This window comes from Yoonia sp. SS1-5 (assembly GCF_038443705.2).
Taxonomy (GTDB): domain Bacteria; phylum Pseudomonadota; class Alphaproteobacteria; order Rhodobacterales; family Rhodobacteraceae; genus Yoonia; species Yoonia rhodophyticola.
In genome coordinates this window covers 3,945,358-3,961,639 of record NZ_CP151767.2, presented here as the reverse complement: position 1 = coordinate 3,961,639, position 16,282 = coordinate 3,945,358, and the positions used below count along the sequence as shown (strand labels likewise).

Annotated in this window: 20 protein-coding genes; 13 read left to right on the top strand and 7 right to left on the bottom strand. The window is 59.3% G+C overall.

Annotated features, from left to right (window positions below):
* Positions 1–6: 6 nt before the first annotated feature.
* A complete protein-coding gene (locus AABB31_RS21125) occupies positions 7–678 on the top strand; it encodes a metal-dependent hydrolase (protein ID WP_342076286.1) in 672 nt (223 codons plus the stop codon).
* A 10-nt stretch (positions 679–688) separates the two neighbouring features.
* On the opposite strand, the gene AABB31_RS21120 is transcribed toward AABB31_RS21125, so the two are convergent.
* Positions 689–1,135 (bottom strand): nucleoside deaminase, encoded by a 447-nt coding sequence (locus tag AABB31_RS21120; RefSeq protein WP_342076287.1) that lies wholly within the window; start codon positions 1,133–1,135, stop codon positions 689–691.
* A gap of 76 nt (positions 1,136–1,211) precedes the next feature.
* Here AABB31_RS21120 and AABB31_RS21115 point away from each other — a divergent pair, with 76 nt between their 5' ends.
* The 11 genes from AABB31_RS21115 (at position 1,212) to dtd (ending at position 10,310) form a co-directional block, all read left to right on the top strand.
* Positions 1,212–2,012 carry a pseudouridine synthase gene (locus tag AABB31_RS21115; protein ID WP_373635285.1) on the top strand — a complete coding sequence of 267 codons (801 nt, stop codon included), beginning with the start codon at positions 1,212–1,214 and terminating at the stop codon, positions 2,010–2,012.
* 79 nt (positions 2,013–2,091) lie between these two features.
* Positions 2,092–2,937, top strand: a complete 846-nt coding sequence (locus AABB31_RS21110) for a TerC family protein (protein ID WP_342076289.1) — start codon at positions 2,092–2,094, stop codon at positions 2,935–2,937.
* A 53-nt stretch (positions 2,938–2,990) separates the two neighbouring features.
* Positions 2,991–3,194, top strand: coding sequence for a hypothetical protein (locus AABB31_RS21105; protein WP_342076290.1), 204 nt, complete (start codon positions 2,991–2,993; stop codon positions 3,192–3,194).
* Between the two features lie 2 nt (positions 3,195–3,196).
* Positions 3,197–4,081, top strand: a complete 885-nt coding sequence (locus tag AABB31_RS21100) for a 5-bromo-4-chloroindolyl phosphate hydrolysis family protein (RefSeq protein ID WP_373635283.1) — start codon at positions 3,197–3,199, stop codon at positions 4,079–4,081.
* A 1-nt stretch (position 4,082) separates the two neighbouring features.
* Positions 4,083–5,267, top strand: coding sequence for a toxic anion resistance protein (locus AABB31_RS21095; RefSeq protein ID WP_342078924.1), 1,185 nt, complete (start codon positions 4,083–4,085; stop codon positions 5,265–5,267).
* A 15-nt stretch (positions 5,268–5,282) separates the two neighbouring features.
* Entirely contained in the window at positions 5,283–6,242 is a 960-nt protein-coding gene (locus AABB31_RS21090; RefSeq protein ID WP_342076291.1) for a DUF2927 domain-containing protein, read from the top strand.
* A 32-nt stretch (positions 6,243–6,274) separates the two neighbouring features.
* The gene (locus AABB31_RS21085) at positions 6,275–7,396 is read left to right on the top strand and encodes an SPFH domain-containing protein (protein WP_373635281.1); all 1,122 of its coding nucleotides are present in this window, start codon (positions 6,275–6,277) and stop codon (positions 7,394–7,396) included.
* An 82-nt stretch (positions 7,397–7,478) separates the two neighbouring features.
* Positions 7,479–7,901: a hypothetical protein gene (locus AABB31_RS21080; protein ID WP_342076292.1), complete on the top strand. Its 423-nt coding sequence runs from the start codon at positions 7,479–7,481 to the stop codon at positions 7,899–7,901.
* Positions 7,901–8,989, top strand: coding sequence for a TFIIB-type zinc finger domain-containing protein (locus AABB31_RS21075; RefSeq protein WP_342076293.1), 1,089 nt, complete (start codon positions 7,901–7,903; stop codon positions 8,987–8,989). The genes AABB31_RS21080 and AABB31_RS21075 overlap by 1 nt, the downstream gene beginning before the upstream one ends.
* A gap of 17 nt (positions 8,990–9,006) precedes the next feature.
* Entirely contained in the window at positions 9,007–9,915 is a 909-nt protein-coding gene (locus tag AABB31_RS21070; RefSeq protein WP_342076294.1) for a carbohydrate kinase, read from the top strand.
* Positions 9,912–10,310 carry a D-aminoacyl-tRNA deacylase gene (dtd, locus tag AABB31_RS21065; protein ID WP_342076295.1) on the top strand — a complete coding sequence of 133 codons (399 nt, stop codon included), beginning with the start codon at positions 9,912–9,914 and terminating at the stop codon, positions 10,308–10,310. Before AABB31_RS21070 ends, dtd begins: the two co-directional genes overlap by 4 nt.
* Positions 10,311–10,391: 81 nt before the next feature.
* On the opposite strand, the gene AABB31_RS21060 is transcribed toward dtd, so the two are convergent.
* The 4 genes from AABB31_RS21060 to AABB31_RS21045 all read right to left on the bottom strand — a co-directional run bounded on the left by AABB31_RS21060 (position 10,392) and on the right by AABB31_RS21045 (position 12,981).
* Complete coding sequence (locus AABB31_RS21060) at positions 10,392–10,868, bottom strand: CAP domain-containing protein (protein WP_373635280.1); 477 nt, start codon at positions 10,866–10,868, stop codon at positions 10,392–10,394.
* Between the two features lie 89 nt (positions 10,869–10,957).
* Positions 10,958–11,755: a metal ABC transporter permease gene (locus AABB31_RS21055; protein WP_342076296.1), complete on the bottom strand. Its 798-nt coding sequence runs from the start codon at positions 11,753–11,755 to the stop codon at positions 10,958–10,960.
* Positions 11,756–12,505, bottom strand: a complete 750-nt coding sequence (locus AABB31_RS21050) for a metal ABC transporter ATP-binding protein (RefSeq protein WP_342076297.1) — start codon at positions 12,503–12,505, stop codon at positions 11,756–11,758. It lies immediately after the preceding gene.
* The gene (locus tag AABB31_RS21045; protein ID WP_342076298.1) at positions 12,505–12,981 is read right to left on the bottom strand and encodes a transcriptional repressor; all 477 of its coding nucleotides are present in this window, start codon (positions 12,979–12,981) and stop codon (positions 12,505–12,507) included. Before AABB31_RS21045 ends, AABB31_RS21050 begins: the two co-directional genes overlap by 1 nt.
* Before the next feature lie 136 nt (positions 12,982–13,117).
* Between AABB31_RS21045 and AABB31_RS21040 the strand changes: the two genes are divergently transcribed.
* Positions 13,118–13,921 (top strand): zinc ABC transporter substrate-binding protein, encoded by an 804-nt coding sequence (locus AABB31_RS21040; RefSeq protein ID WP_373635279.1) that lies wholly within the window; start codon positions 13,118–13,120, stop codon positions 13,919–13,921.
* A gap of 16 nt (positions 13,922–13,937) precedes the next feature.
* Here AABB31_RS21040 and AABB31_RS21035 read toward each other — a convergent pair whose 3' ends face one another.
* Together AABB31_RS21035 and AABB31_RS21030 are read right to left on the bottom strand one after the other, a co-directional pair.
* A complete protein-coding gene (locus AABB31_RS21035) occupies positions 13,938–15,497 on the bottom strand; it encodes a trimethylamine methyltransferase family protein (RefSeq protein WP_373635278.1) in 1,560 nt (519 codons plus the stop codon).
* 86 nt (positions 15,498–15,583) lie between these two features.
* On the bottom strand, positions 15,584–16,261 hold the full coding sequence (locus tag AABB31_RS21030; RefSeq protein ID WP_373635277.1) for an HAD family hydrolase: 678 nt from the start codon (positions 16,259–16,261) through the stop codon (positions 15,584–15,586).
* Positions 16,262–16,282: the final 21 nt, after the last annotated feature.

Below are 16,282 nucleotides of genomic sequence, written 5' to 3'. Positions count from 1 at the left end.
GGCAACATGAATATTACATGGCTTGGACATGCAAGTTTTCGGATTGCGGTGGAAGATGCCGTTTTGCTGATCGACCCGTGGTTGACGGGAAACCCCTCTTTTCCTGACGCGTCGCGTTCCGCCGCGCTGTCAGGTGCAACCCACATCCTGTTGACCCACGGACATTTCGATCACAGCTCTGAGGTTGCTGAAATTGCCGCCGAAACCGGTGCCATCATCGTCGGTATTCCCGAATTATGCGCGTTCTTCGATGGTGTAGAGAGCATTGATTTCAACAAAGGGGGCACGGTTGATCTGAATGGCGCCAAGGTTTCTATGGTGCAGGCAACACATTCATCCTCGGTGGGCGCGGCCTATGCGGGGACCGAGGCAGGCTTCATGATCGCGGGCGATGGTCACACGATCTATGTGTCGGGCGATACGGACATCATGGCCGATATGGATTGGATGGCGGATTTCTACAAACCCGATATCGGCATCCTCTGCGCGGGTGGGCATTACACGATGGGAATGGCGGGGGCCGCTTATGCCGCAAGACGCTATTTCGATTTCAAAACCGTGATCCCCTGCCATTACAAAACCTTCCCGCTGCTCGAACAGACGGCCCAAGCGCTGATCGACGCGCTGCCCGACGTCAATGTTCTGACGCCTGCGGTGATGGAAGAGGTGACGCTTTAGGGTCTTGACCCTAGCGCCGGGCCGCGAAGAAATCCCGCAAGAGATCAGCGGCAGCGGACCCACCGATACCATCGTAGATCTCGGGCACATGGTGACATTGATCATGGCTGAATATGCGCGGCCCTTGCGCAACCCCCCCAGATTTCGGATCTGCGGCGCCGTAGTAAAGCCGGGCGATGCGTGCGTGACTGATGGCCGTCGCACACATCGGGCATGGTTCCAGCGTCACATAAAGATCATAGCCCGTCAGCCTTTCCTGCCCAAGGGCCGCAGAGGCGGCACGTATGGCCAGAATTTCGGCATGGGCCGTGGGGTCGTTCAACTCTCGCGTCCGGTTTCCGGCCTGCGCCACAACCCCGTCTGGCCCCGCAATCACTGCGCCAACCGGCACTTCCCCACGGGCAGCGGCGGCTTTTGCCTGCGCCAGTGCTGCATCCATATGTGACCGGAACACCATGCTGCTTGATGCCGCGCTGCATCCTGCAAAACAAGCGGGAATTGCAATGCGCTTGTTTGCACCTTAGAGGCATCACATGACTGATACCCCACCTCCCGGCGACCGGATCGCCAAAGTCCTGTCCCGCGCAGGCATCGCAAGCCGCCGCGAGGCCGAACGCATGATTGCGGCCGGACGGGTCAGCGTGAATGGCAAGGTGATTGACAGCCCTGCCCTGAATGTCACCCCTGCTGACAAGATCGTCGCGGATGGCAAGCAGGTCGGCGCACCTGACGTGCCGCGCCTGTGGCTCTATCACAAGCCCGCGGGGCTGGTGACCACTGAACGCGACGAACAGGACCGGCCAACGGTCTTTGCCTCCCTGCCCGAGACGCTGCCACGGGTGATGTCTGTCGGCAGGCTCGACCTCAATTCCGAGGGGCTGTTGCTGCTGACCAATGACGGCGAGGTCAAGCGCCGGCTGGAACTGCCCAGCACCGGATGGCTGCGCCGCTACCGGGTTCGAATCAACGGATCCGTCAGTGAGGCAAAGCTGGACCAGTTGCGCGACGGCATTGCGGTGGACGGGATCCGCTACCAGCCCATGACTGTGACCTTTGATCGCCAGCAAGGGGCCAATGCCTGGCTGACCATTTCATTGCGCGAAGGCAAAAACCGGGAAATCCGGCGCGCGTTGGGCGCGCTTGGGGTGACCGTAAACAGGCTGCTCAGGGTCAGTTACGGGCCGTTCCAACTTGGCCAGCTTGGTCAGGGCGAGGTCGAAGAGGTCAGGCAGCGCGTGGTGCGTGATCAATTGGGGCTGTCGGACAAACCCAAGCCCACCCGCACGCGCAAACCGGTGAACCGCCCAAAGACGCGACGTGCAAAAGGGGAATAAGGGCTTGGGTTGAACCCTTGCCCTGCCAGATGCGTTATGCATTGTGTTGATAAAAGAAAATTAGACGGGGGACTTCGTTTTGGCCGATCTGCTGACGCTGGAAAATGCTACCAACCTGATCATGCTGTGCTTTTTGCAGGCTGTTCTGGGTTTTGATAATCTTCTCTACATATCAATTGAAAGCAAACGCGCACCGGTCGCACAGCAACAGGCTGTCCGCACATGGGGCATCCTGATTGCGGTTGCACTGCGTGTCGTACTGCTTTTTACAATGATCCAGCTTCTTGATGCGCTGTCAGAGCCGTTCTTCATTCTGGAATGGGAAGGGGTGATCACCGGTGGGGTGAACTTTGCTACGCTTGTCTTCATCCTTGGCGGGGCATTCATCATGTATACCGCGGTCAAGGAAATCTCGCATATGTTGTCGATGGAGCATCTGGGCCACGATGTAGAAGGCAAATCAGGCAAATCCGCCGGGCAGGTGATTTTTCTGATCGTGCTGATGAACCTGATCTTTTCCTTTGACTCGGTCCTGTCCGCGATTGCCATCACGGATGTCTTTCCGATCCTTGCAACTGCAATCATCCTGTCCGGTCTGGCAATGCTATTGCTTGCAGACGGGGTCACCCGCTTTCTGGAAAAGAACAGGATGTACGAGGTGCTTGGCCTCTTCATCCTGCTGATTGTGGGCGTTGTTTTATTGGGTGAAGCTGGACAGGCGGCGGTCCACGGTGTGGAAAGCATGGGTGTACCCCATGAAGAAGCCAAGGATCTGGCCCTGCGCATCTTTGGTAAAGAGATCGTGCCGATGTCGAAATCGACCTTCTACTTCTCGGTTGTGGTGCTGTTTGCGGTTGAAATCATTCAGTCTGGATACACGCGCAAGCTGAACGCGGAACGTGCGGCGCTGCAAAAACACTCGTAATGCAGCGCCGGCGCACATATCTGTGAAAGGTGTTGGGATGAGCCGAGGGATAGATGTTTCGCCTGATCTTGTTGATTCTGTTCGTAGCTGCGATGCTGGTGGCAGGGGTTGTGGTGCTATCGGTGGTGGCCTCATTTGCCCTTCTTGGCCGATCGAAAAGTGAGGAAGATATGCCAAAGACATTCCAGCGGGTGGCTTACGTCGCTTTGGTCATCCTGCTCTTTGGGCTAAGCATCGGCTGGCTTGGGGGCCTGTAGAGATGGCCAAACGTTTTGGCGGCAAATACAGCCCCGACGGTCAGGCATCTGGATCGTCAGCATCTGCTGCACCGGTTGTTGTTGCACCCGGTGCGCATTCGAACCTGCTGTTTGTACCAGCGGTCATCCTTGTTTTCACCTCGTTGAACGAGGCACCGCAAACACTGGTGATCGGGTTGATCGGGGCTGCGGTCCTGACGCTGGCCGCATGGCTGCTGCGTGAGGGGCTTAAGGCCGAGGCCGCCTATAACGCACGCAAAGTGGCCCGCCGCCCCGCAATGCCCCGCAAAATGATTGCCTCTGCTTTGACCGGCATTGGTGCCGCACTGGCCGCCTATACGGGCGATACCGGCCTGATCGGGTCCCTTCTTTACGGGGTGGCCGCCGCCGGTTTACATTTGGCCGCGTTTGGCATTGACCCGCTTGCAGACAAACGGATGGAGGGGATCGACACCCACCAACAGGATCGTGTCGCCCGTGTCGTGGATGAGGCGCAGAATTATCTTGATGTGATGCAATCGCAGATCGAAGGACTGAATGATCGCCGGCTGACCGCTCGCGTGGCCGATTTTCGCGATGTGGCGGCCAAAATGATCCGGACGGTCGAAGAAGACCCGCGCGACCTGACCGGCGCGCGCAAGTTTCTGGGCGTCTATCTGATGGGCGCACGTGACGCGACAATCAAGTTTGTCGATCTCTATGGCCGCAAGCAGGACGCGGATGCACGCGCCAATTACGAAGCGCTGCTTGACGATCTGGAACAGAATTTTGCCGCCCGTACCGACAAGATGTTGCTGGATGATCGCATCGACATGGATATCGAAATCAACGTTCTGCGCGATCGCCTGCAGCGCGAAGGCGTCAGCCTGAATTCAAAAGGGAGCTAACATGTCCGAAACGATCCGCCAACAAGCCGAGGCCGCCCTCGCCGATGTGGAAAAAGTCACCGCCGTCGTCTTGCCCGAACCCAAAGGCGAGCTTGTCTCGCTCGAGGCGGCAGACGCCCCGACCAGCACCGAGATCACCACGCGGATGGCCGAGATTGATATCAGCGACACCAATTCCATCGTGGCCTTTGGATCATCCGCGCAATCGGAATTGCAAGAGATCAGCCAATCCATGCTGGCCGGTGTCCGCAACAAGGATGTCGGCCCCGCCGGCGACAGCCTGCGCAATATCGTCACAACGATCCGCGGCTTTTCGATCTCGGAACTTGATGTCCGCCGCAAACGCAGCTTTTGGGAAAAACTGTTGGGCCGCGCCGCACCGATGGCCAAATTCGCCGCCCGCTTCGAAGAGGTCCAGGGCCAGATTGACCGCATCACCGATGATCTGCTCAAGCATGAACATGTTCTGCTCAAGGACATCGAAAGCCTTGATGTGCTGTATGACAAGACACTGAATTTCTACGACGAACTGGCCCTCTATATTGCCGCAGGCGAAGCCAAGATCGCCGAGTTGGACAGCACGACGATCCCCGCCAAAGAGGCAGAGGTCAACGCAGCCCCCGAAGATCAGGCCGTGATGAAAGCGCAAGAATTGCGCGACATGCGCGCCGCCCGCGACGATCTTGAACGCCGCGTTCACGACCTGAAACTGACCCGGCAGGTGACAATGCAATCCCTGCCCTCGATCCGGCTGGTGCAGGAGAATGACAAATCCCTTGTGACCAAGATCAACTCGACCTTGGTGAACACTGTCCCGCTTTGGGAAACCCAACTGGCCCAGGCGGTGACGATCCAACGTTCATCCGAGGCCGCCGAGGCCGTGCGCGGTGCCAATGATCTGACAAACGAGTTGCTGACTGCGAATGCAGAAAACCTGCGCCAGGCCAATGCGACCATCCGCACCGAAATGGAACGCGGGGTGTTTGATATCAACGCGGTCAAGCAGGCCAATGAACACCTGATCGCCACGATCAATGAAAGCCTCGAGATCGCCGACGAAGGCAAACGCAAACGCGCCGAGGCCGAGGCCGAAATGGTCAAGATGGAAGCAGAGCTAAAGCAGACGCTTGCCGCAGCAAAAGCCAAGTCCACCCCAAGCGCGGCCCCTGGCGACAGCGATATCTGACGCCAAATGCGGGGAATGTTGACATGTGGGCGCCTGCTGCCGCTTGTGGCGCTGGTTGGCCTGGCGGGATGTGACGATCTGTTCGCCACCCCGCCAGAACCGCCGCCTGCACCCGCACCGGTGGTTGCACCGCCCGCGCCCACGCCCCCGCAGGTCACCGAACCCAGCCCCGCAAGCCGTGATCTGGCGCGGTATTATGAGCGTCTGCAAACCGACCTTCTGACCCAGGGCCTGCTGCGCGGTGATGGCGGCGGGCCGGATACGCCGTTTACCGACACGCAACTGGCCCGCAACTTTGTCCGGATCGCGCTCTTCAACGAATACCGCGACGACAGCGATTTCACCCGCCCGCAATCGACCGTGTCCAAGCTGCGCCGCTGGACCCAACCCATCAGGATGAGTGTCGAATTCGGCAGCACCGTGCCACTGCGCCAGCGCGATCTGGATCTGGCCAGTGTCAGCGCCTATGCCGCCCGGCTGTCGCGCATCTCGGGCGTGCCGATCACGATCACGGACGAGAACCCGAACTACCATGTGCTGTTTCTTGGCGAAGATGACCGGCGGGCCTATGGTGATCAGCTGCGCGCCCTGATCCCCGGTATCTCCGAGGCGACATTGCGCACCTTTGTCGATCTGCCCCGCAATCAGCTTTGCGTTGTCATTGGCACGTTCGAACCCGGCGCACAAAGCTACCGCAAGGCGATTGCGCTGATCCGGGCCGAGCATCCCAACCTGATGCGCAGCGCATGCATTCACGAGGAACTGGCCCAGGGCATGGGCCTGGCAAATGACAGCCCGCAAGCCCGGCCATCCATCTTTAACGATGACGAAGAATTCGGGCTGCTGACCACACATGACGAACTGCTTTTGCGTATGCTCTACGACCCACGGTTCGAAACAGGCATGCGCCCCAATCAAGCGGCCCCGATTGCACGACGGATCGCGCGCGAATTACTGGCCCCGACCAATAGTTAGCGGGCCGGATATATATCAAGGAGAACATCCACATGGGTATTTTTGACTTTCTCAAGGGCGAGTTTATCGACGTCATCCATTGGACTGACGACACACGCGACACCATGGTCTGGCGGTTTCAGCGCGAAGGGCATGAAATCAAATACGGGGCCAAACTGACCGTCCGCGAGGGGCAGGCCGCCGTCTTCGTGCATGAAGGTCAGCTTGCCGATGTGTTCACGCCCGGACTTTACATGTTGGAAACCAACAACATGCCGATCATGACCACGCTGCAGCATTGGGATCACGGGTTCCAAAGCCCGTTCAAGTCCGAGATATATTTTGTCAACACAACCCGGTTCTCTGATCTGAAATGGGGAACCAAGAACCCGATCATGCTGCGCGACCCGGAATTCGGGCCCACACGCCTGCGCGCCTTTGGGACCTATACGATCAAAGTGTCCGATCCGGCAGTCTTCATGCGTGAAATCGTCGGGACAGATGGCGAATTCACCCGCGACGAGATCAGTTTCCAGATCCGCAACATCATCGTGCAGGAATTCTCGCGCGCGATTGCATCCTCAGGGATCCCCGTGCTGGATATGGCCGCCAATACAGGCGATGTGGGCAAGTTGGTGGCCGAGGCCATTGACGGCACTATGCAGCAATACGGGCTGACCATTCCCGAACTCTATATCGAGAATATCAGCCTGCCCGCGGCCGTTGAAAAGGCGCTTGATGATCGGACATCCCGGGGGATTGCGGGTAATCTTGATGATCACATGAAATGGAAAGCTGCTGAATCCATGACGATGGAAGGGTCAGCCGCCGGCAATGCGATGGGCATGGGCATGGGTGCGGGGCTCGGCATGCAGATGGGCAATATGACCATGAATGCGGGGCCGTGGGGTGGCGCACCGGCCCCGGCGCCAGCCGTGGCCGCGCCGCCACCCCCTCCGCCGCCGCCGGTCGAACATGTCTGGCATATCGCAACGGATGGCGAAGTCTCGGGGCCGTTTTCCAAGGCGGCCATGGGTCGCAAGGTGACCGAAGGCGCCTTGTCGCGTGACAGCATGGTCTGGACCCAGGGGCAGGATGGCTGGATGAAGGCAGAAGATGTCACCGAACTGGCCAATCTGTTCACGGTGATGCCACCACCACCGCCGGGCGCATAGTGAACAAGGCTGCCGGTCAATCGTTGCGGTATACCGGCCCCGATACGGGGCTCACCGGGTGTCGCGCAATAAGCTGTCTGATATGACACAGCGTCGGCTGATCATCATCCTGCACTGGTCCGTGCTGATCATCGTCCTTGCCATGGTCAAGGGCGGTTCGGCCGCCGCCGGTCTGCGATGGGCCTTTGTCGCGGCTGGGCTGATCTGGATCGGCACCATGCTGACCCGCGGCATGTTGTGCAAACCCGGCCCAAAGCTGCAGGGGCGGTTGCGAGCGGCCTACCCTTGGATGCACCGGGGCATGTATCTGGCACTGGCCATTGCAGTTGTTGCCAATGCGGCTGCGCTGCTGGGTCTTGTTCCACATGATACCGGCTGGACCCCGCTTCTGATCCTGCTTGGGGCGGGCACGCTACATGGGCTCTTTCATTTTTGGCGGCACAATGTTCTTTTTGACGGGGCATTACGCAAGATGAGTCCCCGTTTCATGCATAAGATACTCTGATGGCACAGGCAGAACACCGTTTTCCCTGCGATACATGCGGATCAGACCTGCGGTTTGACCCGGGCGATGACCAGCTTGTCTGCGATCACTGCGGCAATGTGGAACCAATCGACGGGACACACGCCACCACCGGCGGCATCAAGGAGCTTGATTTTCGAACAGCCGTCAATGATCGGCTGGCTGACGAGGAGATCGAGGAAACCCGCGTCATCAACTGCCCCAATTGCGGGGCCAGCACGGAATTTGATGCCGATACCCATGCGGCTGAATGCCCGTTCTGCGCAACACCGGTGGTCACGGATACCGGGACGCATCGGCATATCAAGCCACGTGGATTGCTGCCATTTGAACTTGACGAGAAAACCGCCCGTGGGGCCTTAACCGACTGGCTGGGCAGCTTGTGGTTTGCGCCAAACGGGTTGACCGAATACGCGCGCAAGGGTCGCAAGATGAACGGCATCTATGTTCCCTACTGGACTTTTGATGCCGATACCAAAAGCAGCTATCGCGGCCAGCGCGGCACATATTACTACGAAACCAAGACCGTCATGCGCGATGGCAAGAAAAAGAAGGTGCGCGTACGCAAGACAAAATGGCGGTCCGCCTCGGGGCGGGTCGCGCGTTTCTTTGACGACGTGCTTGTGCTTGCCTCACGATCCTTGCCCAAGAAATACACCGACGGGCTGGAACCGTGGGACCTGTCCGCATTGGAACCCTACGAGCCTGCATATCTGGCCGGATTTCGTGCCGAAGGGTATCAGGTTGAACTGACCGAAGGTTTCACCGAAGCCCGCGCCTATATGGACCGGATGATCCTGCGTGACGTCAAATACGATATCGGCGGCGACAAGCAGCGGGTTCAGGATGTTGATACCGCCATCAGCGATGTGACGTTCAAACATATCCTGCTTCCCGTCTGGCTGGCGGCTTATAAATATCGGGGACAAACCTACCGGTTTGTGGTCAACGGACGCACGGGCCGGGTCCAGGGCGAACGCCCCTATTCGGCCTGGAAGATCGCCTTTGCGGTGATTGTCGGACTGATTATTGCATTGATCGCAGGATTTGTTATCGCTAACAGCCAATAAAACAGCGGAGATAGGCGATGATACTGTGTTGCGGCGAAGCCCTGATCGACATGTTGCCCCGGCAGACCACCGACGGCGGCAACGCCTTTGCCCCGCATGCCGGGGGTGCGGTGTTCAACACGGCCATCGCATTGGGCCGGCTGGGCGCACCGGTGCAATTCTTTTCCGGCCTCTCATCTGATCTGTTCGGGGACATCCTGCGCCACGAACTGACCGCATCCGGGGTTGATAGCAGCCCCGTCGCCATCAGCGACCGGCCCACGACGCTGGCATTTGTGACCCTGACTGACGGGCATGCCTCTTACGCGTTTTATGATGAAAATACCGCCGGGCGCATGCTGTCGGACGATGACCTGCCACCGGTGCAGGCCGACGCGTTGTTTTTCGGTGGCATCAGCCTTGTGGTTGAACCTTGCGGCGCGGTCTATCAGCACCTGATGCAGCGCGAGGCGCCGACAAAGGTGACAATGATCGACCCCAATATCAGACCGTCCTTCATCACCGATGAAGCCGCCTATCGCCAGCGGCTGAATAGTATGCTGGGCATGGCAGACATCATCAAGACATCTGACGAGGATCTTGCATGGATCACCGGCGGTACCGATGCACGGGCGTTGTTCGATGGCGGCGCAAAGGCGGCTGTCATTTTGCTGACACGCGGGGCCGATGGCGTCACCGTTCTGACCCGTGACGATCAGGCCGATGTTGCGGCTGAAAAGGCCACGGTGGTCGACACGGTCGGGGCGGGCGACACATTCAGTGCCGGCTTCCTCGCCCATCTGCAGCGCAGCGGGCATCTGACAAAGGATAATTTCGCACAAACCAGCCTCGACGATCTGCAAGCAGCCACAGCATTCGGCGCAAAAGTTGCCGCCATTACCGTCAGCCGCGCGGGTGCAAATCCACCCTGGGCGCACGAATTGTGAGGGCATTGCTGCAACGGGTCACCGAAGCTGCTGTGCGTGTTGACGGTCAGGTTATCGGTGAAATCGGTCCGGGGCTGCTTATTCTGGTGTGCGCGATGGACGGCGATGATGCCACCCAACCCGGACAACTGGCCCGGAAGATCAGCAAGCTGCGCATATTCGCAGACGAGGCCGGGAAGATGAACAAATCACTTGTTGATACGGGTGGCAGCGCGTTGATTGTCAGCCAATTTATACTTGCCGCTGATACATCCCGCGGCAACAGGCCCGGCTTTTCGACCGCTGCCACACCACAGCTTGGCATTCACACCGCGACAGGTGCCTTTGGGGCGGATATGGCGGTGAGCCTTGTCAATGACGGGCCGGTGACCATCTGGATGGATACGGCCGCATAAGGCGCGGGCAGCGCAGGGATGTGGCGCAAACAAAAACGCCCAACGTAAAACGATGGGCGCAATCAAAAATCTTGTTTTGGATCAGCAGCTTTTGCCGACGACCAGCACCCAATAAGGACCTTTGGGGCCTTCCGTAATCCCAATACCGAATTCCTCGATCCGAGGGTGCAGCATGTTGCGGCGGTGTCCGGGGGATTTCATCCAGCCATTGATAATCTGCTCGGACTGCGGATAGCCCCAGGCAAGGTTTTCAGCCACGATACAGTCGTTGTAGCCGGTCTTCTGGACCCGCGCCTGCGAGTTCGAACCATCCGATCCGCGGTGATCAAAGAAGTTGTTCACAGTCATGTCGCAAGCATGCACCATGGCAGCGCGACCAAGCTGGCGGTTGAAAACCAGTTCGGATTGACCATTGGCCCGTCGGCTTGCATTCAGGCCCGCCGCAATCTCCGAAGCCAGCGTATTCACATTGGCGGGGGTCCCGCAATTGGCAGCTGCCGCCTGGCTGCCGATGACAGCCATCAGCATGCCCGCAATAAGGGTCACGATGCGTTTCATAGATTTGTCCTCTTGTCCCACTTCTAGGGATAAGAGATGAACAAAGAACGAGGCAATGCTAAGGCAGCTCTAGGACGTCAGAACGGCAATTAAGCGCCAATCCGACGCAATTGTTCACTAATTAACGACAATAGGAACATAAGGGCTGCAATGCAGATGATGGACGGCCCAATCGGCGTATCAAGCGCAAGCGCCATCTGCAGTCCCCCCAGTGCGGCCATCGCCCCGATGCAGACGGATAGCAGGGCCATCCGCTCGGGTGTGTGTACGAATCGTCGCGCCGTTGCCGCGGGGATGATCAGCAATGCGGTGATCAGCAGCGCGCCCACGACCTTGATCGACACCGCGACAACACCCGCCAGCATCAATGTCAGGATCAGTTGTTCCCGGCGCGGATCAATGCCTGCCGCATGGGCCAGATCAGGGCTAAGCGTGGCGGTCAGCATTGCCGCCCAGCGCCGCCAAAGGATAAAGCCGACAATCAGCACCCCGCCCCAGATCACGCCCAGATCGCCCTGCGTGACCGTCAGCACGTCACCAAACAGATAGGCATCAAGGTCAACGCGCTGCCCGGGGATAAGGGTGACAGCCACCAGTCCCAGCGCCAAAGCCGCATGTGCCAGCACCCCCAAAAGCGTATCAACCGCATGCCCCTTGTCACTAAGCCAATGGATGATCAGCGCCATGACCACGGCGACCAGCCCCACACCTGCGATGATGCTGACCTTGAACGCCAGCGCCAATGCGACCCCCAGAACAGCCGCATGCGCGGTCGCATCGCCGAAATAGGCCATCCGCCGCCACACGACGAAACACCCCAAAAGGCCCGCAATGATCGCAGTCCCCACACCTGCAAGCGCTGCCCGGATCAGAAAGTCATCCAACATCTATTCCGCAGCCTCGTTGTGATGGTGATGGTCGTGCCCATGATCATGCCCGTGATCATGCTCGTGCCGGTAGAGCGCGAGCGCGCCGCCCGTGCCCGTCCCAAAGAGTTCGCGATACTCTGCAGTCGCGGTCACCACCTCGGGCGCGCCTTCGCAGCAGATATGGCCGTTAAGGCAGATCACCCTGTCAGAGGCGCTCATCACCACGTGCAGCTCGTGACTGACCATCAGGATCGCGCAGCCAATATCGCGGCGCACCGCATCAATCTGCTGATAAAACGCAGCCGAGCCCGGTTGATCCAACCCCTGCGTGGCCTCATCAAGCATCAACACATCGGGGCGGCCCAGCACGGCCCGCGCCAGCAATACCCGTTGAAACTGCCCGCCTGACAGATCCGCCATTTGCCGGTCACCGACATGTGGCACACCCGCGACATGCAGCGCGTCAGCAATCTCTTGCTTTCCGACCGGGACGGGCAGGCGCAGGAAGCGGTTGACGGTGATGGGCAGGGTCGGGTCGATATGCAGCTTTTGCGGCACATAGCCGATCCGCAGGCCGGGCGCATGGTCAACACGTCCTTTCTGCGGCTTGATGGCCCCGATCAGCAACCGCAGCAGCGTGGATTTCCCCGACCCGTTCGGGCCGACAATGGTCACGATCTCGCCCGGCTCTAGGGCGAGGCTGACATCCTGCAATATCTGTTGCCCCCCCTGCCCGAACCCCAGATGGCGCGCGTCAATCAATGGCATTATGCGCCCTCCGTCTGGCAGTCCGGGCACAGCCCTTCGGCTTCTATGACCGTTTGTTCCACCTGAAACCCGCTATCTGCGGCCTGCTGTCCAAGTGCGGTTGCGCTTGCCAGGGCTTCGGCGACCTTTCCGCAGGACCGGCAGATCATGAAAGCCGGATCATGATGCGCACCAGGATGCGCGCAGGCAATAAATGCGTTCAGCCGTTCGATGCGGTGAACGAACCCGTTCTCGACCAGAAAGCTCAACGCCCGATAGACAACAGGCGGTTTTGACCCCAGCCCCTCGGCGTCCAGCCGCGCCAGCACATCATAGGCCCCCATTGCCGCGTGACTTTCCAGCAGGATCTCAAGCACCCGCCTGCGCACCGGCGTCAGTTGCACATCACGTGTCCGGCAGGCTGTGTCTGCAGCCGTCAGCGCAGCTTGCACGCAGGTGCTGTGATCGTGGCTGGAAAAGCCTTTTGTATCGGGCATAAGAACACCTTGTTATGTTATAACATACCTCCTATAGGAAAGCCGGAATGAAATCACAAGGATATTGCCCATGCGTCGATTGATTAGTTGTTTATGTCTTTTGCCGGCGGCGGCGTTTGCAGATTCGCCGCGGGTCATGACCGATATCGCGCCTATTCATAGTCTGGTGGCTCAGGTCATGGGCGATCTGGGCAGCCCTGATCTGTTGCTGCCACCCGGTGCGGACCCGCACGACTTTGCGCTCCGCCCCAGCGATGCGGACAAGCTTGCCAATAGCGACCTGATCATCTGGGTGGGGCCAGAACTGACCCCGTGGCTGGAAGACCCGCTTAACGCGCTTGCCCCGACCGCTGACAAAACGGCATTGACCGAAAGCGTCCTGTGGACCCCAATTCGGGAAGGCGACACCGAAGACGGCGCAATTGACCCGCATGGCTGGCTGGCACCCTTTGTCGCCCGCAACTGGGCTATTGAGATCGGCATGGCACTCTCCGCCGCCGATCCGGCAAACGAAAGCACCTACATGGCCAATGCCAATGCAGCCGCCGAGGCACTTGGGCAATTGAACGTCGAGATCAGCGACAAGCTCGCGCCGTATTCCGAGGCCGGTTTCATCATGCCGCATGATGGGTATCGCTATTTCGAGGATTTCCACGATCTGTCCAAGGCAGGCGTGATTGCCGACATGCATGCGCATGATCCCGGCCCGTCCCATATGGGTGAATTGCGTGATCTGGTGCTCAGCGGCGATGTCACCTGCGTCTTCAGCGACGCAGAAATCGGTGAAAACTGGGTATCGGTTCTGATTGACGGGACAGATGTTCAGACCGCGATGATTGATGGCACTGGCGCCAATCTGACACCCGGCCCGGACCTCTATCCGGAACTGATCCGCCGGATGGCTGATACATTCACCGACTGTGTGACGCCTGCCAGCTAGGGTCAGGACCCGCTTTCTAGAAATCAGTTGGTGCGCCGCCCTCTGCCTTGCGGCGTGCCACAAAATCGGCAAGCGCGTCCTTGACCGCGACATCCATCGGCGGCGCCTCGAAATTGTGGATGATGTCGTTGAATATCCGATGCGCCCGTTCCGCCGTCCAAACGCCGCCTGCCGCCTCCCATGCTTCGAAGTTGCGCCAGTCCGAGGCGAAGGGTTGATAGAACGCGGTCTCATAGCGTTCCTGCGTGTGATCTATCCCAAAGAAATGCCCGTTTGGCCCAACCTCCTTGATTGCCGCGACCGCGATGTCGTCGGGGGTCGTGGCAATCACAGCAGGCTCCATGTAACGCTGGATCATTTGCAGCACTTCGCAATCCATGACGAATTTCTCGGGGCTGGCGATCAGCCCGCCTTCCAGCCAGCCTGCGGCGTGATAGACGACATTCGTGCCAGACTGGACAGCAGACCAAAGCGAATTTGAGGTCTCCCACATGGCTTGCCCGTCAGGCACATTCGCTGCACACACCCCCGAGGCGCGCATCGGCAACCCGTAAAAGCGGGCCATCTGCCCGGTCATCTGTGTCGCCCGCATATATTCGGGCGTGCCAAAGGCGGGGGCGCCCGATTTCATATCAACATTACTGGTGAACGTGCCGATCACACATGCAGCGCCCGGTGCAACATATTGGAATAAGGCAATCGCGCTCAGCGCTTCTGCAATCGACAAGGTCACAGCGCCGGACATTGTGACCGGCGCCATGGCCCCGGCCAGCGTGAACGGGGTGACAACCACAGCCTGCCCGCGCCGCACGCATCGCAAACAGCCGTCAATCATCGGCACATCATGCTTGAGCGGCGAGGTCGAGTTGATGTTGGTATACATGTGCGGCTTTGCGGCAAACGCCTCCTCGGTCAGCCCGCTGGCGATCTTGACCATCTCCATCACGTCTTCGACCCGCTCTTTGCCCAGCGAATAGGCATGCGCAACTTTGTCGGTCAGGGTCATCTTGTCGTAGACCACATCCAGATGCCGGACCGAGGCATGGATATCCACCGGTTCAACCGGATAGCCGCCGGCAAAATGAATGCAGTTGAAGAATTGGGTCAGGCGCAGCAGATCCGCACATTGTGCCCGGCTGCCGGCGACCTTCTTGCCGATCTCAAGGTCGAAATAATTCGGCGGGGATGAGACATTGCCAAACAGGATATGTTTTCCGCCAATCGTGATCTTGCGATCAGGGTTGCGGGGGGTGATGTCAAACTGCGCTGGCGCATGTCCCAGCATTTCCATCACCCAGTCGCGGCCCATCCGCACATTGGTCCCCGTCACCTTGCATCCGGCCTGTTTGAAAAGTCCTAATGCCTCTTCGTTCAGGAACTCGATCCCGATATCCTCCAGGATGCGCATTGCCCCATCATGGATCGCCTGCACCCCTTCAGGCCCCAGCGGTTCGGTGGGTCGGTCATGATTGATCGGGGGGTTCCAGGGCATCTGATCAATGCTTGCGGTCATGCGCCGTGCCGCATTGCCCGCACGCCCGCCGCCACGTCGTCTAGTCTTGCTGCGATCCGCCATCTGTGTCCCTCCGGTCAGGCACCAGACTGGCAGGGCGGATGGTCCGTGTGTCCGTGAAAACCGACACCGAGTGTCGGAAATGGCCCCTAGCGGCGGTCCAGCCAGTCGGGGATCGCCGCGATGCTGGGCAAAACCACCGCTGCAAATGGGGCCAGCTCCTCCGCCGGGGCTGGACCGGTCAGCACCCCGATTGTGATCATCCCCGCGGCCTGCCCGGCATGCAGATCATGCAAGCTGTCGCCCACCATCACGCAGCATTCCGGCACAAGGCCGGTCTGATCGCAGAAGGCATGCAATTGCCCGGGCGCAGGTTTGCCCCCATGCCCGCTGTCATAGCCGGCCACGAAATCGAACTGGGCGCGTATGCCCGCCCGGTCCAGATGTACAAGCGCAGGCGCCTCTGCATCATTGGTCGCAACACCAAGGCGCAACCCGCGGGACCGAAGATCAGCCAGGAGCGGGCGCAGTGGGGCCGCCGCGACCTGTGCCACGTCACCGGCCAGCGTGTTCATCCGATGCAATAGCTGGTCGCGATCCGCATCGGGCAGAAATTCCAGCATGATATCGGCGATCTCGCCTGCAGTACCGGCCACAACCGGGCTGCCATTGCGAAACCGTTCCGACCCAAGATCAAAGCCCATGGCATCCGCCATGGCGGCGATCCTGTCTGCGTCGCCGTCCAACTCGCGTTGCAGCATTGCCTTGGTCCAGGCGGCCCAGGTCGCATCAAAATCGAAAAGCGTGCCATCCTTGTCAAAGATCATGCCCCGAATGGGAGCCCCTTT